We start from the raw sequence: 20934 nt of genomic DNA, 5'->3' as shown, positions 1-20934 counted from the left end.
TTTATGAAAACAATTATATCAAGTTGAGTGACTTCTTGTCAAGTTTTTTTAGTCTTTATCTATTAAACATTTTTTTAATTAAATTTATAATATAATTTCAAAAAAGTTTTCTGGGGGAGAAATATGCCTACTATCATCGATGCGATAATCAATCGATCTTCAAAAAGAGCCTTTTTAAAAAAGCCTGTATCAAAAGAGATTCAACAAAAAATTTTAAAAGCTGCTGCAATGACACCAAGCGGAGCAAATATGCAACCATGGATTACGTATGCCATCAGCGATGAAAAGGTTTTAAAAAATATAGGTGATGCTATTATTGAAAAAATGAGCAGTGGCGTTAAGCACGACCAATTCATCCAATACTATCCCATAGAGTGGAAGCCTCTTTATAAAAAAAGAAGATTTGAAACAGGCATAGGTTTATATGAGCACATGGGAGTAGATAGAAAAGATCTCCAAACAAGAGAAAAGATGTGGCACGACAACTTTAGATGGTTCAATGCTCAATGCGTATTTTTTGTCTTTACTGATAAAGCTATGATAGATGGTGCTGTGGGAGCACTAATAGATTGTGGTGCCTACATGCAAAGTATTATGCTCTTGGCTAGAAGTTTTGGGCTTGAGAGCTGCCCTCAAGGCTCAACTACAGAGTTTGGAAGAGTTGTAGCTAAAATATTAGACGCCCCAGAGAATCTAGCCCTTCTCTATAGCGTTGTCATCGGTTATGAAGACAAAGATGCAAAAATAAATGGCTACAGACCACAAAGAGCAGATATTAGTGAAAATGTTATCTTTATATAAGACCTTTTTGTTTATATCTCTCTAGCATACTCTCGTTTCCGCTTACTCCTCCGCTGTGGATATATAAAATATCCTCTTTTGTCTGCTCTAAAAGAGCCATCCACATGGAAGGCGCATAAATCAAATCAAACTCTATTTTAGTTGTTAGCAGTTTTTGCCATACATGCAATAGCTCTACATGTGGTTTTGCAAAGTGATATTTTCTCTTTGGCTCTAGGATAATAAGGTTTGTTGGAAGCTCACATAGCGCCCTCATCTGGCTACGAAGATACTCAACATCTCCAACACAAGGCGTCGTATAGATATTATACTCAGGCAGACAAAGTGCTAAAAAAAGGGCTGTTGTTCCAGTGCCCGATGGAGTTGCCAAAGAATTTACATGTAAGCCACTCTCTCTTATCTCATGTGCTAAAACTTCCAAACCACATCTCGCCTCTTCTACTGCACCACCTTGATCTATAATAAATGTCTCTTCATCTAAGTTTAAACGCAAAGAGGCTATAAAATCTCTATAGTACTCATGTTCTATCTCTACATGTAGCATACCAAGTCTCTTTGAGTGAAAAAAATTACCACTATTTTCGTTTTGTATGGCTTTGCTTATGGGTTTTGTATAGTAGATAAACTCCCAACTTTTTTTTTGACACATTGCAGCGATTGCAAGCATTGCATTTGATTGTGTTCCACCATAAGATATGATAGTTTTTAATCTGTTTGAGGGAGTATTAAGCAGAGTGTAGAGCTTGCGGTATTTATTTCCTGCTAAGTAGGGATCTATTAAGTCATCCCTCTTAACATAAAAATCTCTCCCATCAAGACCTATTTTAGAAATGGGAGAATTCATTGGTTATTTTATTGTAGCTTTTTTTTCTAGCTCTTTCATTTTTGCAAGCATTACAGTTTTAGCTTTTTCCATTTTTAATCTTTGCTCAATAAAAGATTTAACTTCAGTAAAATTCTTTGTTGCTTTTGCTTTTTTATCTTCTATATAAATTACATGATAGCCAAATTGTGTCTTTACTGGCTCTAGCGTCATCTCTTTTGCTTTCATAGAAAATGCTTTATCATTAAACTCAGGTACCATTTGCCCAGCAGTAAAATAACCTAAATCACCACCTTCAGCTGCACTAGCACATGTTGATTTTGATTTTGCAAGTTCCATAAATTTGTTTTTTAGAGCATCGCCTTTTAATGGCTTCAACTCCGCAATAATATTTTTTGCATCTGACTCTTTTTCTACAAGTATATGACGTGCATTAACACTTTCATTCTCAACAAACTCTTCTTTGTTTGCATCATAATATTTTTTCAACTCATCATTTGAGATAGCGATTTTATCAATCTCTCTTTTTTGCCAAACTTGAATAGCTATCTCTTTTTGAATTCTTTGTGTTACCTCTTCATACTTCTCTTTGTACTCAGGAGATGTTAGAACACCTGTTTTTTTTGCATCATCATAAACTAACTCTTTTGCTACTAATTGCTCTAATACCTGTTTTCTAAATTCAGCCTGTTTCTCTGCTGGAACTTGGTTGAATCTTCCTTGTGTTGCTGCCATAAGCTCTTTGTCAACATCTTGCTGAGTGATTTCTGTGCCATTTACACTAACTAACGTTTGCGCTGATAGTGATATTGCAGATAAAAGGGCTAAAGACGATACTAATTTTGTTACTGATTTCATTGCACTTCCTTGATAAATTAGAAAAATTTTAGTTTGTTAATGCTAATGATTATTAAACAAGACTATTTTATATATAATTCTTTTATGAAAAAAGCTACAAAAGAAGAGATTAAAGAGATTCATCAACTCTTTATTGATAACTATAGTGAAGCTGTAACCGAGCTTGATTATAAAAATGCCTATGAGCTAGTTGTTGCCGTATCGCTCTCTGCTCAATGCACAGATAAAAGAGTAAATCTTATAACTCCTGCTCTTTTTAAGAGATATCCAGACACAAAATCATTGGCAATTGCAGATATAGAAGATGTTAAAAATATTATTAACAGTTGTTCATTTTTCAACAATAAAGCAAAAAATATCATAGAAATGGCAAAAAGAGTAGAAGATGTTTACGGCGGCAATATTCCAATGGATGAGAAAGAGTTAATTACACTTAGCGGTGTAGGGCAAAAAACAGCCAATGTTGTTATGATAGAGTACACTGGGGCAAATTTGATGGCTGTTGATACTCATGTCTTTAGAGTCTCTCACAGATTAGGTCTTAGCAGTGATGCAACTGCATCAAAAACTGAAGCAACACTTGTTAAAAAATTTAAAAACAACCTCCGCACACTTCATCAAGGAATGGTGCTCTTTGGACGCTACATCTGCAAAGCAAAAAATCCAAAATGTGACGAATGTTTTTTAGCATCTTACTGCAAAAGCAAAGAGAGTTTTAAAGTTTGAGTAAAATTGGATTGGTATTTGCTTGAAGAATTTTATGATGAAATATTTATTACTTATTACAACACTTTTTCTATTTTCTGGATGTATAAACAAACATGGCATCTCTATGCAATATTACAGTGAGTGCAAAGAGTATTACGATCTTCAAGGATATTATCACAATGAGTGCGGAAAAGATGACATAATTTCACACAAAGAGATACGTCAAAACAGCTCAGATGCTTATGACTATCTCTTTGGAGAAGAGAAACAAGAAAAGCCTAAAGGAAATGTCTGGTAAGAGTAATCTCTAATAATATATTGCTAAAGTTTCAATATATCTGCTCTATTTAAGAGCTATTTTTTTACTCTTTTTAGACTCTTCTTTTTCAAGAGTTATATAGAGCCTTCCATCCTCATATTTTGCATCAACTTTATCTCTATTTATATTATCAGATAGTGCAAAACTTCTTGAGAACATTCCAAAACTTGATTCACAAAGGTAGTAGTCATCTGCTTTTGTCTCATTTTTATATTTTCTTTGAGCATTTACACTCAAATAGTTGCCCTCTATAGTTATCTCTATATCCTCTTTCTTTACACCAGGTAAATCTATCTCTATATCAAAAGTATCATTTGAGCGTTTTGCCAAGTTTGCAAAAGGAAGATGACGAGCTACATTATCAAAGGTCTCTTTTACTGTTTGAAGACCTTTTTCAACTTTCTCTTCAACTTTATCTACAAGTTTTTTAGAACTATTTATAATACTCATAAAATACTCCTTACTTAATCTCTATTTTTTTAGTACTTTTTGGCTCTATTTGAAGTTTTGGTATCACCACCTCTAAGACACCATCTTCGCAAGCTGCTCTAATGTTTTCTACATCCACTTTCTCAGGAAGCGTAAAACTTCTTTGAAACTTTCCAAAGCTACTCTCTATTTTGTAATAATCAGCTTCTTTAACCTCACTCTTTACCTCTCTTTGACCAGATATTGTAAGAATGTTGTTATCAACATCAACCTCTATATTCTCTTTTTTTACGCCAGGGAGATCTACATCAACATGATATGCATCTCTACCTTCTCTTGTATTTACTGCTGGTTTAAAATCTGCTAATGGACTATTCTCACTCTCATCAAAGGAGTTTAAAAAATCATTTAACAGACCTAACCTCTTGTTTTTTCCATATCCATGAATTGGATTTAAATATCTTGAAACTAGCATAAGTAACTCCTCAAATTAAAATATTTAATACTCAAACTTTCTGTTTAAGTTGTGTTATTTTATAGAGTTTGAAAGATACTTTTTGCTACTTATGTAGCATTTTTGTACTTTTTTCTAATAGTTTATGAACATTAATAACAGTTATGTTTTTTCTACCACTCTTTATTATCTTCTCATCTTTGAGCTGTTTAATAGCTCTCTCAACTACATGTCTTACAGTTCCAAGCATATTTGATATTTCACTATTTGATAAGTTGTGAAGCACTTTATATCTAAAACGTGCATTTGGATTTAGATTTTCTAAAAGTAGATTCATCAATCTATCTTTTACTTCATATAAAGAGAGCTCAACAGCGAGATTTTCAGTATATCTTATACTAGAAGCTAGATATGTGTAAAACATATTTTTAAAAGCTAAATCAGATTCTAACCACTCTCTTATTTTTTGTACAGGAAATTGCAATACTCTGCAATCTTCCATAACCTCATATATGACTTCATGCGCCTTACCATCAAGTAACGAGACTACATCAAACATATCACCTCTTTTATATATAAAGAGTATCTGTTCTTTTGCGTTTTCAAAATTTAGTTGATATGTTTTAATTCTACCATCTAATACTATGTAAAAATAACTCAATAGATTATCTACAGAAAAAGGAGAATCTCCTTTTCTATATTTTATAGTTTTTGCACAGCTATAAAACTCTTTTTCAAAATTTTTATCTATTTTGCCAAAGAATTCTATTTCTAAAGGATTGGTTTTCATCTGATTATTATATCTACTTTAATTAAAAGAAGATTTCTCTTCTATGCATTATTCTTATATTAAATTTAATTAGCACTCTATTTTATAGCTATAAAAGTGGCAAAATTTGCCCATCTAAAGACTACTTCACAGTGAGAAAATCCACAATTTTTTGCCATCTTAATATTTTCTTCTTCACTATATGGAATCAAAACATTCTCTAGCGCTTCTCTTTTTTGAACTATCTCATATTCTGAATATCCCTGCTCTTTTTTAAAGTCATAATAGCACTCAATCAGATCTTTATGAAGTTTTGAGTGGTGACTTATGACTTTCTCGCTAAAGATAAATAGACCATCTTTTTTCAGTGAAGACGCTATTTTCTTTACTAGCTCCTCTCTTATTAAAGGGCGAACAAACTGCAATGTGTAGTTACTTATAAAAAGATTCGCTTCCCTATAGTCATACTCTAATATATCAGCATTTTCAAGTTCTATATCCGCTTTAAAAGCTTCACACTTCTTTCTAGCTCTTTGCAACATCGCTTCTGAGTTGTCAAGTCCTATAAGCGTTGCTTTATTTTGCAATTTTCTGCTTATATTTATAAGAAGTGTCGCAGTAGAACAACCCAAATCATACGCTATACCGCCATTTTGAAGAGCTTTTTGTGCAAAAAATTCACTAATTTTTTGCGACTCTTTATAAAAAGGAACACTTCTTTGTAACATGTCATCAAAAACTGCCGCTACCTCTTCATCAAACTCAAACTGCTTTTTAATCGCTTTTGTAAATACTTTATCATTCATCTTTTTTTTCCTATTAATAGAATTTTAACCAAAATCTTATGATTGAGTCTATATAATCAATAAAATTAAGCATAAGGCATATTAATGGAAACTTCAACTTTAATGATGATATTTTTTATTATATTTTTAGCAATAAGTATTTGGAAAATATACGCTTTTTTGCCAAGCAAACAACTCTCAGATGATGATACAACAAAAGAGGCTCAAGAGACTCTTAGAGAGTTAATGATAAAAATAATGGAAAAAAACAGTTCTGAGATAGATAACAAAAAACTTTTTGAATTAATGATAAGTGATGCTGAATTTAATAAAGAAAAATTTTGGAGATTTAATCAAAATAAGTTAAATAATCTCCTCTCAAACTATAAACAAGAGGCAAAGAGATAGAAAAATTAATTTCTATCTATCGCATTTAAATCGCTAAATGCTTCTTCTACTCTTTTGATAAGTGTTTTTTGCCCATCTCTGAGCCATTTTCTTGGGTCATAATAGTTTTTATTTGGCTTATCTTCACCCTCTGGATTTCCGATTTGACCTTGAAGATAATCACGATTTTTCTCATAATACTCTTTTACACCAACCCATGTTGCCCACTGAGTATCTGTATCGATATTCATCTTTACAACTCCATAACTAATCGCTTCACGAATCTCTTGCAGTGATGAGCCAGAGCCGCCATGAAATACAAAGTTTACTGGTTTTTGTTCTGTTTTAAATTTCTCTTGTATATATTTTTGAGAGTTATCTAAAATTTTTGGCGTAAGCACAACATTTCCAGGTTTATAAACACCATGTACATTTCCAAAAGATGCGGCTATTGTAAAATTTGGAGATACTTCACTTAGCTCTTTGTACGCATAAGCAACGTCTTCTGGCTGAGTATATAGAAGTGAATTATCAACACTTGAGTTGTCAACACCATCTTCCTCTCCACCTGTAACACCAAGCTCTATCTCAATGCTAATACCTATTTTGCTCATTCTTTGTAGATATTTTTTTGATATTGATATATTTTCTTGCAAACTCTCTTCAGAGAGATCAAGCATATGTGAGGAGTAAAGAGGTCTTGCGTGAGTTTTATAGTACTTCTCACTCTCCTCAAGAAGAGCATCTACCCATGGAAGAAGTTTTTTAGCGGCATGGTCTGTATGAAGGATTACTGGCACACCATAGCTAAGAGCCATCATATGTACATGTATAGCACCACTTACAGCTCCAGCGATTGCTGCTTTTTCACCATCATTACTCAGCCCTTTTCCTGCATAAAAAGATGCTCCACCGTTACTAAATTGAATAATTACAGGTGATTTAACCTTTGCGGCAGCTTCAAGTATTGCATTTATAGAGTCCGTTCCAACAACATTTATCGCTGGGATAGCAAATCCATTCTCTTTGGCATGCTGATAAACCTTTTTGACATCATCACCAAACAATACACCCGCTTTTACAATATCTAAAATACCCATTATTAAACTCTTTATTATAAATTTTATCCACAATTATAATATAGGCTTCATTTAAAATAACTTTTGAAAAATCATATTTATGCTAGAATAACAAAAAAAATATTATGGATTTCAAATGAGATTAACGATAGATGAGTATTGTAAGCATTTCAAGATGTCAAAAGAGATGCTTAATTCAAAGATTAGAGCAAAAAAGTTAAACTATATAATTGAAGATTCAACAACGTTCATTATAGTAACGAACACTCCTTCTATAACCGAAAAAAATGAAGAAATCATAGAAGAGAGCAAAAGTGTTGCTTCTCAAAATACTCAAATCTCAAAACCAAAAATAACAATAGCAACTGTATTGACACTCTTTCAAAAAGAGAATACTTTTTTAAAAAATAAAATTAATAAACTTGAAGACAAAATAGACAAACTCATAAATGATAAAGAGCAGATGCTCAGGGCAGAGAGAGACAAAATAGAGCAGATATACAGCTCAAAAGATGAGCAACTAAAAAATATTTTAACTCTTGTAAATAAAAAAATCCGCATTGAAAGAGAAAAAGAGCCTCTGGAAAAATCAAATATTTTGGAGGATTTCACCCACCAAGGTGAAGCAGAGTTGGTTCATAATCTAAATTTTATTGAATTAAAAGAGTATCTAAAATCATTAGATATAAAATCATCTCAAAGAAAAATTATAAAAAAACGTTTCTTAGATGCCTACGACAATGATTCAAGAGTTATTCATAGAGATGGAAAACTTTATTTAGATTTGTCAAAATATGATTATAGTGATTTGCTTGCTTACTAAAAGATTTAAAACAAAAAATATCAACGCTACTATAAAAAAATTTGCTCTTGAGAACGACTGTTCACCACTTGAGTTTACTTTTAATATTAATGGCGTAGAAACTTATCTTAAAAATGTCTCGCAGAAAGATTTTCTACTCTATACTGAAGATATCTTTGATTATTTCAATAATCATCAAAAAATGATTAATGAACATGTAGAGATAAAACAGATATTTTTAATAACTATAAAACAGACACCAAAAAATATTATAAAACTTGACTATAGTATAGAATTTTCACCTAATAAAGACAGTGTGCATATTGTTTTATATCCAGAATCTCAAATTCCATATAAAAAATATCAGCCAAAAGAGATATATCTCCTTCTTCTAAAAGAGCTGAACAATATTAAAGCTTTAAATAATATTTTAATAAATATTTTTGACAACGAAATGAAAGAGAAGTTAAAACAGTTTGTAAAGTATATATACGCTGGAAAATTCATTAAAAAAATCAAAATTCCTCTCTATATAGGAATTGAACCAGATATTACCAGAGAGAGCAGACTCTTATTTCGATTTTTAAACAAAAAATCAAACCATCAAGTAATAGAAGTTGCGGAGGATGAAATTTTGGTGGAGTTTATTAAGCCACTCTTTGGAAAAAACGGTTTTAATGCATTTGGAGAAATAATTGATAATTTTTATCTAAAAAATATTGACGACTTAAAGTACAATGTAGATGAAAACAGTATAAAAATTATAGAAAATAGTGATAGAAAAATTTATAAAAGCAAGCTAAAAGGATATGTACATTTAGATGATAAAAACTTTTATGTTGACAATAAAATAGAGATAGAATCTCTCTCACGTGTTCAAAACAGAATCGCTAAAGATGAGAGCAATAACATTGAAGTAATTATTTCTCAACATGACACATCCCTAGATAGCCTTGGAGAAGGTGTTGAACTTACATCTGAAACTATTAATATCAATGGACATGTAGGTGCCAAATCAACTCTAAGAGCTGTAAATTTGACAATCGATGGAGCAACACATCAAGATTCATATCAAGAGGCTAAATTTGCCAATATCAATAGACATAAGGGTAAACTAAGATGTCATGATGCAAAAATAAAACTCTTGGAGGGTGGCGAAGTTCATGCAACAAATGTTGATATTCAGAACTCTCTTAGCGGTACAATTTATGCGGAAAATGTAACAATTCATCAGGTAAAAAACAACCTTAAAATTTATGCATCCAACTCTATAACAATAGACATTGTAAGTGGTGAGGACAATCTTTTTAAGATAAACTATAAAGATATTCCTACTTTAATTAGTAAATATAACTATTTATCGCAGGAGATAGAAGATTTAAAATATAAATTAGAGGGGGCTAAAAAACATAGCCCCTTAAAAGTACCCGCTCTTAAGGAAAAAATAGATGAGTTAAAAGTGGCACAAGATAAAATTACCACCAGTTCAATGAACGCCAAAATTATAATAAAAAACTCTTTTAGAGGTTTAAATACAATTATATTTACATTAAATAATAATGAAGAGCTTATCTTTAAAACTGAAGCGACTACTTATGAACCCTTTTATATCGTGGAGTCTCAAGAATACCTCACACTGCACCCAACAAACAAAAAGATAGCTAAAGGCTAACTACACCAAATTCACACCAAATAAAATCAAAGTTTTAAATAATTTACTATTTTAATAATTTTTTATATATTAAAAACACGTAAAACCGTATGTTTATATATTAATTAATTATATTATAACCCTAATATACACATTTATATAAATGATTAATGGTATAAAACACATTAATAATAATATTTAAACAATAAAAATTTATATTTAAGTATTTATTACGTATAATTTTTTTATGCAAATTAATGATCTCTTCAACATCCTTCATAACTCAATAGAGGCTAAAAATAATGGGAAAAAAATTTCCCTAAAAGATATGGCTGATTCGTTAGGAATACCTATGAGAACCTATCAAGACTGGAAACTAGCGCGTGCAAAACCTCAAGCGGCTATAACCGTCATGCAGATGCTTGGAAGACTTGAAGATGAAGAAATTATTCGAACTGTAAGAAAAATAAATAAGCTGAAGGATTAGTTTTATGAGCACACTTACACAACAAGAAAGAGATGGCTTAGAGGATGTATTTTTATCAATACATAATAATAAAAATAAATATTATAAGATAGGAGGATTCACCTCTATAATAACAGATACTAATATAAGTAGCATAGCGACAAAACTGCTAAAACAAGCAAAAGTTGGACTAAAAAAGAGAAAAAGACTCTATTTTTTCTATTTTTTTAACAAAAAGAAGAAATCTTTAAGCAAATAAACTATAAAGTGTCTGTAGCTGAATTACTTAACTGCTAAATTATCATTTTAAGGTTTTGTAGTTTCGGAAAATCTTTATAAATTCAAGGGTAGATTTATGAATAAAGCTCAATTCGTTGAACTAGTACAAGCAAGTGGCAATTACAAAACTAAAGTTGAAGCAGAAGCAGCTATCAAAGCTTTTACAGAAGCGGTTGCATCTGCTTTAGTAAAAAAAGAAGATGTTTCTCTTGTGGGATTTGGAAGCTTTGGTGCTTCATTACAAAAAGGTAAAAGTGGTAAAGTTCCAGGAACTGACAAAACTTATACTACTAAAGATAAAATGGTTCCAAAATTCAAAGCTGGCAAAGGTCTTAAAGATCGCGTAGCTGCTGGTAAATAACTCCTCCATTTGTCGCAATTTTTTTTGCGACAAATTCTACAACAAATAAATCTAATCTCATTATCTCTTCAAATTAAAGTTTTTATAAAATATAGATACAATATCATAAATAAATTTATCAATCAAAGAGAGAGAATAATGAGAAAAATAGCAGTTGCGATATTGATGATATTATCAATAAATTTATATGCGCAAGAGAAAAATCCACATGTAGTACTAGAGACAACTCAAGGCGTTATAGAGATAGAGTTGTTTGAAGAAGTTGCTCCATTAGCAGTTGAAAACTTTATAACACATGTAAAAAACGGATACTATGATGGGCTTACCTTTCACAGAATAATCAAAAATTTTATGATTCAAGGCGGAGATCCAACAGGAACTGGTAGAGGCGGAGAGAGCATCTGGAATAAACCTTTTAAAGATGAGTTTAAAGGCAAACTCTTTGATAAAAGCGGAATTTTAGCAATGGCAAATGCTGGACCTCATTCAAATGGAAGCCAATTTTTTATAACAACTACGCCAACCCCTTGGTTAAATGGCAGACATACAATATTTGGTCAAGTAACTCCTCAAAGCCTTCTTATTGTAAATAAACTAGAAAATGTGGCAACTCTTGGTCAAATGGGTATGGACAAACCAATTGAGACGCAAAAAATCATAAAAGCTTTTGTAAAAAAAGATTGAGATTGCAAAACCTGTAATCAATATGTAATTATAATTTGATTACAATCACGCCAATAAAACTAAAGGCACTAAATGGAATTTAGGACTATCGACAAGCTTCAAAAAAATGCGTTAAAAAGAAGTGCAACTGATTTTACAAGACTAGGTTTTGCTATCTTTTTTATGATTGTTGTTTTAACATTTACTTTTTTAAATAATGGCGGAATTCCAAACAGTATGTTTTTAGCAGTTGCAGCGCTCATAGGTGCCTATATGGCGATGAACATAGGCGCTAACGATGTTGCTAATAATGTTGGTCCTGCCGTAGGTTCAAAAGCATTAACACTTACTGCAGCAATTATAATCGCTGCAATTTTTGAAGCTTCTGGAGCTTTGATTGCTGGTGGAGAAGTTGTTAAAACTATAAAAAATGGAATTATTGATATCTCTGCTTTTGATAGCCATCCTGAGCAATTTATTTGGGCTATGATGGCAGCTCTTTTGGCCGCGGCTCTTTGGCTTAACTTTGCCACTATGATGAAAGCTCCTGTTTCTACAACACACTCTATTGTCGGCGCTGTCATGGGCGCTGGTATTGCTGCTGCTGGATTTCATGTTGTCAATTGGGAAACAATGGGCAGTATAGTTGCATCTTGGATTATTTCACCAATTCTTGGAGGAGTTATCGCAGCGCTGTTTCTTTTTGCAATAAAAAAATCAATAATTTTTAAAGATGATAAAGTTGAAGCTGCAAAAAAATATGTTCCGTTTTTTGTAGCAATTATGTCCTTAGCTTTCGTGGCATATATTATATTAAAGGGGCTAAAAAGTATATGGCCAAAAATCATAGACATTTTAAATTTTATTCCATTTGTTTCGCTTCAAACAACTAACGACCCAACTTTTATGACTGCCTTTTCTATTGGTTTAATTGTTGCAATATTTGTATATTTTTTCGTTAAAAAAAGATTATATTCTGGCTTAACAGCTCTAGAAAATACAAAAGAGTCTGTAAACACTCTATTTACAATTCCTCTAATATTTGCAGCTGCCTTACTTAGTTTTGCGCATGGAGCAAATGATGTTGCAAATGCAATAGGTCCCTTAGCTGCTATTAATGATGCTGTTATAAATGGTGGGGTATCTGCTAGTGCCTCTATTCCACTTTGGGTTATGGGAGTTGGAGCGTTTGGAATAGCACTAGGTCTTGCACTGTATGGACCAAAACTTATAAAAACTGTTGGGAGTGAAATAACTGACCTTGATCAGATAAGAGCATTCTCAATTGCCATGTCAGCTTCACTTACTGTTATTTTAGCATCTCAGCTAGGACTTCCTGTCAGCTCAACGCATATTGCGATAGGTGGCATTTTTGGTGTTGGATTTTTAAGAGAGTGGTTACATATAAAAGATGAAAATAATCATACGATAGAAGAAGACACTCTTATTATTATGGATGAAGAACTCAACAAAAGTGCATACAAACATGAGTTAAAAATATTACAAGATAAGAGTGATAAAACTCAATCTGACTACACAAGAATTGTTAATCTTTATAAACTTATTGCGGATGAAAAAAAGATTATAAAGTCAACAAAGAAAAATATTAAAAAAGCTAAAAAAGTTCAATATGTTCGCAGAGATGCAATCAAAAAAATAGTTGCAGCTTGGTTAATTACCGTGCCCGCCGCTGCAATCTTGGCAGGAACACTATTTTTTACAATCAAAGGTATTATGATTTAAGCTTTGTATGAGTGAAGATTTTATCTTCGCTCTTTAAAATCCTTTGTTGCTACTTCTAAAGCCTTATAAAAATCCATCACTTCACCACCATGTTTTTTTTGAAATATCTCTGCTTCTTCTTTGCTTGAGAACGCATATTTGCTAATTCTGCTCATAGTGCCCTTTACGTTGCTACCTACTACATAATAAGCTTTGTCAACTCCAATAAATTTCAAACTATTTATATCAACAACTTGAGGATTTTTTAATGATACTCCGTCATATAGGTGATCTTGTAAACAGTGAATTGAACAATATTGGTATATCTTTTCATCAAGAGATGCAGCATGATTTGTTTTATAATACTTTACTAAATCCATTCCACAACGCAGGCAAGAACCATTATCGCTCTCTTTGCTTAGAAGAAGAGCCTCATCATTTGAAACACTTTGAAATATAGCAGACTTTGCAACTACCTCTTTTTGAGAACTACATCCAATCAATAATAGTAGTGACATTATTAAAAAAATTATTTTACCCACCTAAAACTCCTCTGTTTTTAAAATATTATCAAGAAATGGTTACTTTAGTGTTAAAATAAGCAAAAAGTTGGCAAATATGAAAAATAAGCTTTTAAACTACAGCAAGGAGATTTTTCTCTTTTTAATATTTATTACTATTTTTTCAAATCTACTTAGTTTATATAGAAGCAATAATTTAAATCAAGATTCTATAGATGTAAATAGCTTTACTTTAATGGATGGGAGTTCTTACATGTTAAGTGAGAATAAACCAATTCTACTACACTTTTGGGCTACATGGTGTCCAACATGTAAAGCAGAAGCTGGCAATATTGAAACTATTTCTAAAGAGTTTGAGGTAATAACTATTGCTACAAAGTCTGGAGATAATAGCAACATACAGAGCTATTTGAAGAGTCGTAATTTGACATTTAAAGTTGTAAATGATAATAACGGCTCTTTAGCGGAAAAATTTAATATATCGGTTTTCCCAACAACAATTATATATGATAAAAATAGAGAGATATTTTATAGCGATGTAGGCTATACAACAACGTTTGGATTATGGCTTAGGATGTGGCTTGCTAAGTAGAAGAAAGAAGTTATAAGATAAAATCTATTATCTTATAACTATCTATATTATTTAATCTTGTATGCTTTAGAAGATAATGGCACCCAAGGACGTTTAAGATGTTCAGGGCGGCGAAGTGTAGAATTGTCATCCAATCCACGTGTTAGCTTATCTCTCCAACCTTGATATACTTTAAAGTTATTGTCATAGTTAACATGAATATCACCTATTTTGTCGCCCGCTTGAGCCTTCTCTAAAATAACTTTTTGATGCCAACAGTGCATACCAGAGATAGGGTCTGGATGTGCAGCTGCGACAGCATTTTGCCATGAACCACTAAGTCCATCCCACCAGATATTTCCGCTGTCTCTATTATATTCAGCAAATCTCTCAGCTTTAAACGGTTTAATTCCTTCTACATACTTTAATTTCCCTACTTTTCCATCCATTTGGATTTCAGCAGTTGGTACGCCAAAGCTATTTATGCCAGCTTTCCCGCTATAGTCTTCAATCTTAATTTGCGCACCTTCATTACCTACATTCTCAGGAGAGTGTGCTATAAATTTAGGGTCATTCATATTTCTTAGTACTGGTTGAGCATCAACTTTACCATCTGTTACACCATTTGGAACTGCGACTGAATTAACAAGTTTCCAGCGTCCACCATGGTGTGAACAAGCCAACGTTCCTGGAAGAACTCCCTCTGTTGGAACTGCCATAGCAACGAAATAACCAGACTCTAACCCTGTTAAACTATCTACTATGTTAACACGTATAGCATCTCCACGTTTAAATCCTTGACGCGTTGCATCTTTTGTTGAGATCCAAATAGGGTCGTGGTTTTGAGAAATTTCCATAAGATGCTTTGAGTTAGCAGAGCGCGTATGGATGTTATACGGCAGACGGAATACAGTGTTTAGTGCATACGAATTTTCTTCCGTCATAAAAGAGTGATTTACATGTGATACTATATGAACCATCTCTTTTTTCTCTTCTTCACTTCTTGGATAGAAAGGAATAGCATATTCTGGCCATTTCCAATCATCAGCAAGCCATTCACAGAAGAAGTCAAGTTTCTTGTCTAACGTCGCAAAACCTTCCATTTTTTTACCGCCAATTTCAATGCCCATTGGTGTTTTTTTACCATCGTGTTCAGCACTCATTACGCCTGTTCTCTTGTCTATATGAACATGTTTTTTATCATATTTATGACCATGTGAGATGTAATTTTCTCCATCATCCTTTATCTCTCTCTCTTGTGGAGAGTAGATATGGTTCTCTTCCATCCAAGCACCATAATCTCTCATGTACTCATATACTGGGAATTCAGAATTTTTATATCTTTCATCTGTTGTAGCTGCTGCTTTAAGATTTGGCAGGTTATCTCCAAATGCTGCATCATACCACTCTGCGATAGTTACAGGTTTACCAGGATTTTTCTTTGATTCCCACATCTTTTTAATACCAAGTTCACCAGTTGGATCTATATAATTTACACATAATTCAAACCAGAACTCATTCTCTTCCCAAACTTCTCCAAGACCTGCTTTAATATGAGCTTCTAATGTGCCACGAGCTGGATTTTTAGGTTTCCATCCCATTTTCTCTAGTGCAACTCTCATAACAGGTTGACGGAAAGATGTCCAACGAGCTGGCATAGTAGCCTCTGAGTGTTGGTCATGTCTCTCACCTGCGAGCCCAACTGGAAGGACATAATCCATATACCAATTAGTTTCACTCCATACTGGAGAGAGATTCATTGTAAGTTCCATTTTAGATTCATCTTTTAGAACTTCTATCCATCTGAAACCATCTGGATTAATCCAGACAGGATTATACATACGAGGAATATATACAGATAATTTTTGTGGAACACTAAAGCCTCTGTCTATCCATTTTTTCTGCCACTCAGTATCTGTTAAAAGATGCGGTAGCAAGAATGACAACTCATACGAAGAGATTGGCCACTCTGGTGGGTATGTGAGTTCATTATACACATCTACCTTAGGAACATCTGCCCCACGCTTTCCTTGTCCAATAGTTGAGCTTCCGCCTTTACCTGCAACAGAAATAACATGCCAGTGATGGAAGAATGTTCCACCCTCTGGTCCAACAGCACCACGGAGTGCTAATGCAAAATATCCAGTTCTCCCAGCTGTCCAACCACCACGATTTCCAGCAGCTGAAGCTCTCCAGAAGTATGTAGATATAGAAGTTCCAGCCCATAAGAACATATCATAGAGCGCTTCAAGCTTGTAAGCAGGAACATGTGTCTCTTTAACTGCATAATCAAGTGTGTATGGAGAGTATAACTCTTTTAAAACATCAATAAAATCTTCAAACTGATCACCATTAGGAAGCTTAGAGATATACCCTTTGCTAACCATAAACTCTAAATATTTTTTATTATCTAAAAATACTTCCCAGTTTATCCATTTTTTAACAAAATCTTTATCCACTTTGTTTTCATTTAAGATTCTTTGCACTAAGTATAGATAAATAGCTGGTTCTGTTCCTGGCCATACCGCAATCCAAAGATCTGCCATACCAGCAGAGTTTGACATACGAGGGTCCATAACAACAAGCTTAGCACCTTTTTTTCTTGCATCTGCTATAAATGAAGCAGATTGTTGATAGTAGTGACCTGCATCAGCTGCATGAGATGAGTTAAGAAAAACAAGTTTTGCATTAGCCCAATCTGGAGAAGGTCTATCATCGTTTGCAAAATGAAGTATTCCTGTGCGACCATTTGATGAGCAGATATTAGTATGTGAATTATATGCATCAAGCCCCATTGAATGCCAAATAGCAGGCACAAATCCATTTTCATTTGGGCGTCCAACATGATACATTACAGATTTTTTAGATACATCATCACCGATTTTAATAGTATCTCTCATCTTTTTACCGATAGTACTCATGGCTTCATCCCATGTAGTACGAATCCATTTGCCCTCACCACGAGCAGAGCCTGGAGCACGCTTTAATGGAAATGCAATACGATCTGGATCGTACATTTGAGATTGAGTAGCATACCCTTTTGCACAATTTCTACCACGAGAAGCTGGATGAAGCGGATTTCCCATATACTTTTTAACAGTAAATGTCTTTTTATCAATCCATGCAGTCAAACCACAAGAAGCTTCACAGTTTGAACATGCCGTTGGCACTATCATGTAGTCATTTACTTCGATACCCTCTGGGTTTGATTCACTTCTTACACCATGACGATCAATACCGCCTCTTTTCCAGTCATCACCATCTAACTCTTTAAAATCATTCCATTCACTCATCGGTGGATAAAATGATAGAGTATCTGGAGTATTTGTAAACTTACTGTTGCTTACTGATTCAGCAAGAACATCAGTTGTAAATACACCCTTTGCTATTGTTGCGCCCGCTACAGTAAATGCAGCGCCTTTTAAAAATGTTCTTCTACTTTCTAAATACATTCAATATTCTCCCTAACTCATTGGTAATAACTGTGGAATCATTAGCCATACATGTTTAACAATCGCTAAACCAACTAATGCCAGAATTGCTGCTAATTTTAAAATAGCATCGGATTTACTAGCTCTGCTGAGTACAATAAGCAACATTGGCAGGATAAAAGTCATCCATTGACCTAACCAGAACATTACAGCATACTCTCCATTACCTTTTACATAATCAATAGTTGCTGCTATCTCTTCTGCTTTCATTGGTCCAAAAATATACTCTGACATGTAGATTATAAATGCCATTAAAGCACTAAGCCCTAAAACTACACCTAAACTATTTTTTGCTTCGCTTGAGAGCTTATTTCCACCAAGAAGAAGCATAGTCGCAGAACCTGCAAGAAGAGCTGCTAAAATCATCTGAGCAGATTCAGCTGGCATTTGCCATAATTCACGTGCTGTACATTGCGCCATTAAAGATGCAGTATAGAGTGTAACTGGTATTGCAAGGATAGTTGTCCAAAGAAGAACTTTGTCAAATAAAACATCATTTTTCTTAAATGCTAAAAACCCAAGAAGAGTTAAAAGACCTAAATACATTGAAGCCATTACAGAGCCAATTGCTATTGCTGAAGTCCAGTGTGAATATACAAAAATATGCCACATTCTAAACGGTTGATGTAAATCTGCCAGTGTGAAAAGCAAGAATATGTTAATAAACACAAAAGCTACCACAGTAGTTGAAAACCTTAAGTTTTTAGCTGACTCTGGGTGCATTCTAAGAAGCATAAAGAGCATAAAAATAAGACCTGTACCAATGCTCTTTGCCCACATATTTACAGTAACAAGCCATGGCCAAACGATACCAGGTAACGCTACATCTAGAGTAACTACAGCATTTGTTGCTGCTAAAATTTCATGTGCCATTAGTGATGTCCTCCCACTGGAAGTGTTGTAATCTTGTTAAATAGTGAATGTCCATCAACTCTATGTGATGCAAGAGGATTAAGAGAGACATTACCAGCATTAACATAATAGTGATGAGGATTCGTCCCTTTTTCAGGTTTACGCACCTGAACTCCGCCTTGGTGAAGCTGAATATATTTTGAAATATTTGAAGTAGGATCTTCTAAATCTCCGAAAATATTTGCTTGAACAGGACAAGCAACAACACATGCAGGCATCATACTTGAAGCAACACGGTGAGCACAATATGTACATTTATCAGCAGTTTGTGTTTGAGGGTCTATATATATAGCTCCATAAGGACATGCCATAACACAGCCAGAACAGCCGATACAGCGCTCTTTATCAATATTTACAATACCATTTTCTAAATAGTGAAGTGCACTAACAGGACAAATTCTCTCACATGGAGCATTTTCACAATGATTACATCTCAATGGCGTAAATGTTCTTTTTGTTTCAGGAAAAGTTCCAACATCTACATATTTAACACGAAGTCTCCATGTACTTAGTGGAACTTCATTCTCCACTTTACATGCGATTTCACACCCTTTACATCCCATACACAGATGCAAATCAACTAGGAAGCCTAATTGCATATACTCTCCTTACAACCTAATTTATAGGCAAATTTTAAGATTTTGTTATAGCCCATCTTTTAAAAAAAGTTCTTATTTCAAACGTGCCCAAGAACTCTTATTGCAAGAATACTACCTATAAAAAGCTTAAATTAGTTATAAAAATGTGATAATTTTATAATAAATTTTATCTCTGGGAATATTTGAAAAATTTATTTTACTAACCTTACCCTAATTGATTGTTCATGTGCAGTCAATCCTTCAATTTTTGCTATTAATGCACACTCTTCTCCTATCTCATTTATAGCTTTTGCGCTAAAGGAGATGATAGAAGTTTTTTTCATAAAATTCTCAACTCCAAGTGGAGAGAAAAATTTAGCTGTTCCTCCTGTTGGAAGTGTGTGATTTGGCCCAGCCATATAATCACCAACCGCTTCAGGCGTATTGTGCCCTAAAAATATTGCTCCCGCATGTTTAATAAGCGGCAATAATTCAAAAGGAGAGAGAGTTGCAACTTCTAAATGCTCTGGTGCTATCTCGTTCATAAGATCAATGGCTTCTTGCATATCTGATGTAACTATAATAGCGCCTCTCTTCTCAATAGACTCTCTTGCAATTTTTTGACGAGGAAGAATTTTAAGCCAATTTTCAATCTCTGCTTTTATTGCATCTGCTAATTTTTGTGATGGTGTAATTAGTATAGAGCTTGCCATCTCATCATGTTCTGCTTGAGAGAGCATATCTACTGCCATATGAGAGGGATTTGCACTATCATCCGCCAAAATTCCTATTTCGCTAGGTCCTGCTATCATGTCAATATTTACATCACCAAAAACCATCTTTTTAGCTGTTGCTACAAATATATTTCCTGGACCTGTTATAACATCTACTTTTGGGATAGTTTCTGTTCCATACGCCATAGCTGCTATCGCACTAGCACCGCCAACTTTATAAACTTCACTTACACCGCACAGATGGCATGCTGCTAAGAGAAGTTCATTAGGTTCATTTTCTGGCGTTGGTGTACAGACAACTATATTTTGCACTCCAGCTACTTGAGCAGGAATAACATTCATAAGAAGTGAAGATGGGTACGCTGCTTTTCCTCCAGGAATGTACAAACCAGCACTATCAACTGGCGTTACTCTTTGACCAAGAATTGTGCCGTTTGGCTCATCGTCAAACCAAGATCTAGGCTTCTGTTTTTCATGATAAGCTTTTATTCTATCGTACGAGAGGTGAAGTGCTGCTTTTAGAGCTTTATCAAGATTTTCATAAGCTCTGCTCATGGATTCTGTTGAGATTTTAAGGTCTTCATCACTCACAGGAGTCCACTTGTCAAATTTTGTTATATGCTCTTTTAGCGCTTGGTTTTTATTACTTTTTATTTCATCAATAATTGTTCCAACAGTAGCGCTAACATGTGCTATATCCATTTTGCCACGTTCTAGTAACTCTTTGAACTCTGCTTTAAAAGAGCTGTTTTTTGAAGTTGTAAAAATCAT

At 33.6% G+C, this 20934-nt stretch carries 24 protein-coding genes; 12 read left to right on the top strand and 12 right to left on the bottom strand.

Going from position 1 to position 20934, the window contains the following annotated elements; genetic code table 11:
* Window positions 1-123 precede the first annotated feature (123 nt).
* A complete protein-coding gene (locus SUDEN_RS02710) occupies window positions 124-801 on the top strand; it encodes a nitroreductase (RefSeq protein WP_011372153.1) in 678 nt (225 codons plus the stop codon).
* Here the strand turns inward: SUDEN_RS02710 and SUDEN_RS02705 are convergent.
* Together SUDEN_RS02705 and SUDEN_RS02700 are read right to left on the bottom strand one after the other, a co-directional pair.
* Window positions 794-1645: a pyridoxal-phosphate dependent enzyme gene (locus tag SUDEN_RS02705; RefSeq protein WP_011372152.1), complete on the bottom strand. Its 852-nt coding sequence runs from the start codon at window positions 1643-1645 to the stop codon at window positions 794-796. The genes SUDEN_RS02710 and SUDEN_RS02705 overlap by 8 nt on opposite strands.
* A gap of 3 nt (window positions 1646-1648) precedes the next feature.
* Window positions 1649-2482, bottom strand: coding sequence for a peptidylprolyl isomerase (locus tag SUDEN_RS02700; protein WP_011372151.1), 834 nt, complete (start codon window positions 2480-2482; stop codon window positions 1649-1651).
* Window positions 2483-2566: 84 nt separating this feature from the next.
* Here SUDEN_RS02700 and nth point away from each other — a divergent pair, with 84 nt between their 5' ends.
* A complete protein-coding gene (gene nth, locus SUDEN_RS02695) occupies window positions 2567-3208 on the top strand; it encodes an endonuclease III (RefSeq protein ID WP_041672431.1) in 642 nt (213 codons plus the stop codon).
* A gap of 37 nt (window positions 3209-3245) precedes the next feature.
* Window positions 3246-3488 (top strand): hypothetical protein, encoded by a 243-nt coding sequence (locus SUDEN_RS02690; RefSeq protein ID WP_238374819.1) that lies wholly within the window; start codon window positions 3246-3248, stop codon window positions 3486-3488.
* Between the two features lie 45 nt (window positions 3489-3533).
* Here SUDEN_RS02690 and SUDEN_RS02685 read toward each other — a convergent pair whose 3' ends face one another.
* The 4 genes from SUDEN_RS02685 to cmoA form a co-directional block, all read right to left on the bottom strand.
* Entirely contained in the window at window positions 3534-3959 is a 426-nt protein-coding gene (locus SUDEN_RS02685; RefSeq protein WP_011372148.1) for an Hsp20/alpha crystallin family protein, read from the bottom strand.
* Between the two features lie 10 nt (window positions 3960-3969).
* On the bottom strand, window positions 3970-4413 hold the full coding sequence (locus SUDEN_RS02680) for an Hsp20/alpha crystallin family protein (RefSeq protein ID WP_011372147.1): 444 nt from the start codon (window positions 4411-4413) through the stop codon (window positions 3970-3972).
* Window positions 4414-4498: 85 nt separating this feature from the next.
* A complete protein-coding gene (locus SUDEN_RS02675) occupies window positions 4499-5182 on the bottom strand; it encodes a Crp/Fnr family transcriptional regulator (protein ID WP_011372146.1) in 684 nt (227 codons plus the stop codon).
* 77 nt (window positions 5183-5259) lie between these two features.
* Window positions 5260-5967, bottom strand: coding sequence for a carboxy-S-adenosyl-L-methionine synthase CmoA (cmoA, locus tag SUDEN_RS02670; protein WP_011372145.1), 708 nt, complete (start codon window positions 5965-5967; stop codon window positions 5260-5262).
* 84 nt (window positions 5968-6051) lie between these two features.
* Here cmoA and SUDEN_RS02665 point away from each other — a divergent pair, with 84 nt between their 5' ends.
* Window positions 6052-6354, top strand: coding sequence for a hypothetical protein (locus SUDEN_RS02665; RefSeq protein ID WP_011372144.1), 303 nt, complete (start codon window positions 6052-6054; stop codon window positions 6352-6354).
* Window positions 6355-6359: 5 nt separating this feature from the next.
* Here the strand turns inward: SUDEN_RS02665 and fbaA are convergent, their stop codons facing one another.
* Complete coding sequence (fbaA, locus tag SUDEN_RS02660; RefSeq protein WP_011372143.1) at window positions 6360-7433, bottom strand: class II fructose-bisphosphate aldolase; 1074 nt, start codon at window positions 7431-7433, stop codon at window positions 6360-6362.
* A 115-nt stretch (window positions 7434-7548) separates the two neighbouring features.
* On the opposite strand from fbaA, the gene SUDEN_RS02655 reads away from it, so the two are divergent.
* From SUDEN_RS02655 to SUDEN_RS02625, 7 genes are all read left to right on the top strand, one after another.
* A complete protein-coding gene (locus SUDEN_RS02655) occupies window positions 7549-8235 on the top strand; it encodes a hypothetical protein (protein ID WP_011372142.1) in 687 nt (228 codons plus the stop codon).
* Window positions 8216-9886, top strand: coding sequence for a flagellar assembly protein A (locus tag SUDEN_RS02650; protein ID WP_041672429.1), 1671 nt, complete (start codon window positions 8216-8218; stop codon window positions 9884-9886). Before SUDEN_RS02655 ends, SUDEN_RS02650 begins: the two co-directional genes overlap by 20 nt.
* A gap of 226 nt (window positions 9887-10112) precedes the next feature.
* Entirely contained in the window at window positions 10113-10352 is a 240-nt protein-coding gene (locus tag SUDEN_RS02645) for a hypothetical protein (RefSeq protein ID WP_011372140.1), read from the top strand.
* A 4-nt stretch (window positions 10353-10356) separates the two neighbouring features.
* Window positions 10357-10590 carry a hypothetical protein gene (locus SUDEN_RS02640; RefSeq protein WP_041672180.1) on the top strand — a complete coding sequence of 78 codons (234 nt, stop codon included), beginning with the start codon at window positions 10357-10359 and terminating at the stop codon, window positions 10588-10590.
* Between the two features lie 96 nt (window positions 10591-10686).
* Window positions 10687-10971: an HU family DNA-binding protein gene (locus SUDEN_RS02635; RefSeq protein WP_011372139.1), complete on the top strand. Its 285-nt coding sequence runs from the start codon at window positions 10687-10689 to the stop codon at window positions 10969-10971.
* A 138-nt stretch (window positions 10972-11109) separates the two neighbouring features.
* Window positions 11110-11655 carry a peptidylprolyl isomerase gene (locus SUDEN_RS02630; RefSeq protein ID WP_011372138.1) on the top strand — a complete coding sequence of 182 codons (546 nt, stop codon included), beginning with the start codon at window positions 11110-11112 and terminating at the stop codon, window positions 11653-11655.
* A 72-nt stretch (window positions 11656-11727) separates the two neighbouring features.
* On the top strand, window positions 11728-13377 hold the full coding sequence (locus SUDEN_RS02625) for an inorganic phosphate transporter (protein WP_011372137.1): 1650 nt from the start codon (window positions 11728-11730) through the stop codon (window positions 13375-13377).
* 20 nt (window positions 13378-13397) lie between these two features.
* Here SUDEN_RS02625 and SUDEN_RS02620 read toward each other — a convergent pair whose 3' ends face one another.
* The gene (locus tag SUDEN_RS02620) at window positions 13398-13898 is read right to left on the bottom strand and encodes a nitrous oxide reductase accessory protein NosL (RefSeq protein WP_041672179.1); all 501 of its coding nucleotides are present in this window, start codon (window positions 13896-13898) and stop codon (window positions 13398-13400) included.
* A gap of 76 nt (window positions 13899-13974) precedes the next feature.
* Here SUDEN_RS02620 and SUDEN_RS02615 point away from each other — a divergent pair, with 76 nt between their 5' ends.
* Window positions 13975-14469, top strand: a complete 495-nt coding sequence (locus SUDEN_RS02615) for a protein disulfide oxidoreductase (protein ID WP_011372135.1) — start codon at window positions 13975-13977, stop codon at window positions 14467-14469.
* Between the two features lie 47 nt (window positions 14470-14516).
* On the opposite strand, the gene SUDEN_RS02610 is transcribed toward SUDEN_RS02615, so the two are convergent.
* From SUDEN_RS02610 to hisD, 4 genes are all read right to left on the bottom strand, one after another.
* Window positions 14517-17900: a molybdopterin-dependent oxidoreductase gene (locus tag SUDEN_RS02610; RefSeq protein ID WP_011372134.1), complete on the bottom strand. Its 3384-nt coding sequence runs from the start codon at window positions 17898-17900 to the stop codon at window positions 14517-14519.
* Window positions 17901-17912: 12 nt separating this feature from the next.
* Window positions 17913-18812: an NrfD/PsrC family molybdoenzyme membrane anchor subunit gene (nrfD, locus tag SUDEN_RS02605; protein ID WP_011372133.1), complete on the bottom strand. Its 900-nt coding sequence runs from the start codon at window positions 18810-18812 to the stop codon at window positions 17913-17915.
* Complete coding sequence (locus tag SUDEN_RS02600; RefSeq protein WP_011372132.1) at window positions 18812-19450, bottom strand: 4Fe-4S dicluster domain-containing protein; 639 nt, start codon at window positions 19448-19450, stop codon at window positions 18812-18814. Before SUDEN_RS02600 ends, nrfD begins: the two co-directional genes overlap by 1 nt.
* A 191-nt stretch (window positions 19451-19641) precedes the next feature.
* A complete protein-coding gene (gene hisD / locus SUDEN_RS02595; RefSeq protein ID WP_011372131.1) occupies window positions 19642-20934 on the bottom strand; it encodes a histidinol dehydrogenase in 1293 nt (430 codons plus the stop codon).

The organism is Sulfurimonas denitrificans DSM 1251 (assembly GCF_000012965.1).
GTDB lineage: Bacteria > Campylobacterota > Campylobacteria > Campylobacterales > Sulfurimonadaceae > Sulfurimonas > Sulfurimonas denitrificans.
This window is presented reverse-complemented; position numbering and strand designations above follow the sequence as displayed.

Coding starts and splice junctions, on each gene's coding strand:
- SUDEN_RS02625 (WP_011372137.1), top strand. CDS start 11,728: ATGGAATTTAGGACTATCGACAAGCTTCAAAAAAATGCGTTAAAAAGA.
- SUDEN_RS02655 (WP_011372142.1), top strand. CDS start 7,549: ATGAGATTAACGATAGATGAGTATTGTAAGCATTTCAAGATGTCAAAA.
- nrfD (WP_011372133.1), bottom strand. CDS start 18,812: ATGGCACATGAAATTTTAGCAGCAACAAATGCTGTAGTTACTCTAGAT.
- SUDEN_RS02635 (WP_011372139.1), top strand. CDS start 10,687: ATGAATAAAGCTCAATTCGTTGAACTAGTACAAGCAAGTGGCAATTAC.
- SUDEN_RS02640 (WP_041672180.1), top strand. CDS start 10,357: ATGAGCACACTTACACAACAAGAAAGAGATGGCTTAGAGGATGTATTT.
- SUDEN_RS02710 (WP_011372153.1), top strand. CDS start 124: ATGCCTACTATCATCGATGCGATAATCAATCGATCTTCAAAAAGAGCC.
- SUDEN_RS02665 (WP_011372144.1), top strand. CDS start 6,052: ATGGAAACTTCAACTTTAATGATGATATTTTTTATTATATTTTTAGCA.
- cmoA (WP_011372145.1), bottom strand. CDS start 5,967: ATGAATGATAAAGTATTTACAAAAGCGATTAAAAAGCAGTTTGAGTTT.
- nth (WP_041672431.1), top strand. CDS start 2,567: ATGAAAAAAGCTACAAAAGAAGAGATTAAAGAGATTCATCAACTCTTT.
- SUDEN_RS02630 (WP_011372138.1), top strand. CDS start 11,110: ATGAGAAAAATAGCAGTTGCGATATTGATGATATTATCAATAAATTTA.
- hisD (WP_011372131.1), bottom strand. CDS start 20,934: ATGATTTTTACAACTTCAAAAAACAGCTCTTTTAAAGCAGAGTTCAAA.
- SUDEN_RS02645 (WP_011372140.1), top strand. CDS start 10,113: ATGCAAATTAATGATCTCTTCAACATCCTTCATAACTCAATAGAGGCT.
- SUDEN_RS02610 (WP_011372134.1), bottom strand. CDS start 17,900: ATGTATTTAGAAAGTAGAAGAACATTTTTAAAAGGCGCTGCATTTACT.
- fbaA (WP_011372143.1), bottom strand. CDS start 7,433: ATGGGTATTTTAGATATTGTAAAAGCGGGTGTATTGTTTGGTGATGAT.
- SUDEN_RS02685 (WP_011372148.1), bottom strand. CDS start 3,959: ATGAGTATTATAAATAGTTCTAAAAAACTTGTAGATAAAGTTGAAGAG.
- SUDEN_RS02690 (WP_238374819.1), top strand. CDS start 3,246: ATGAAATATTTATTACTTATTACAACACTTTTTCTATTTTCTGGATGT.
- SUDEN_RS02600 (WP_011372132.1), bottom strand. CDS start 19,450: ATGCAATTAGGCTTCCTAGTTGATTTGCATCTGTGTATGGGATGTAAA.
- SUDEN_RS02615 (WP_011372135.1), top strand. CDS start 13,975: ATGAAAAATAAGCTTTTAAACTACAGCAAGGAGATTTTTCTCTTTTTA.
- SUDEN_RS02705 (WP_011372152.1), bottom strand. CDS start 1,645: ATGAATTCTCCCATTTCTAAAATAGGTCTTGATGGGAGAGATTTTTAT.
- SUDEN_RS02680 (WP_011372147.1), bottom strand. CDS start 4,413: ATGCTAGTTTCAAGATATTTAAATCCAATTCATGGATATGGAAAAAAC.
- SUDEN_RS02675 (WP_011372146.1), bottom strand. CDS start 5,182: ATGAAAACCAATCCTTTAGAAATAGAATTCTTTGGCAAAATAGATAAA.
- SUDEN_RS02700 (WP_011372151.1), bottom strand. CDS start 2,482: ATGAAATCAGTAACAAAATTAGTATCGTCTTTAGCCCTTTTATCTGCA.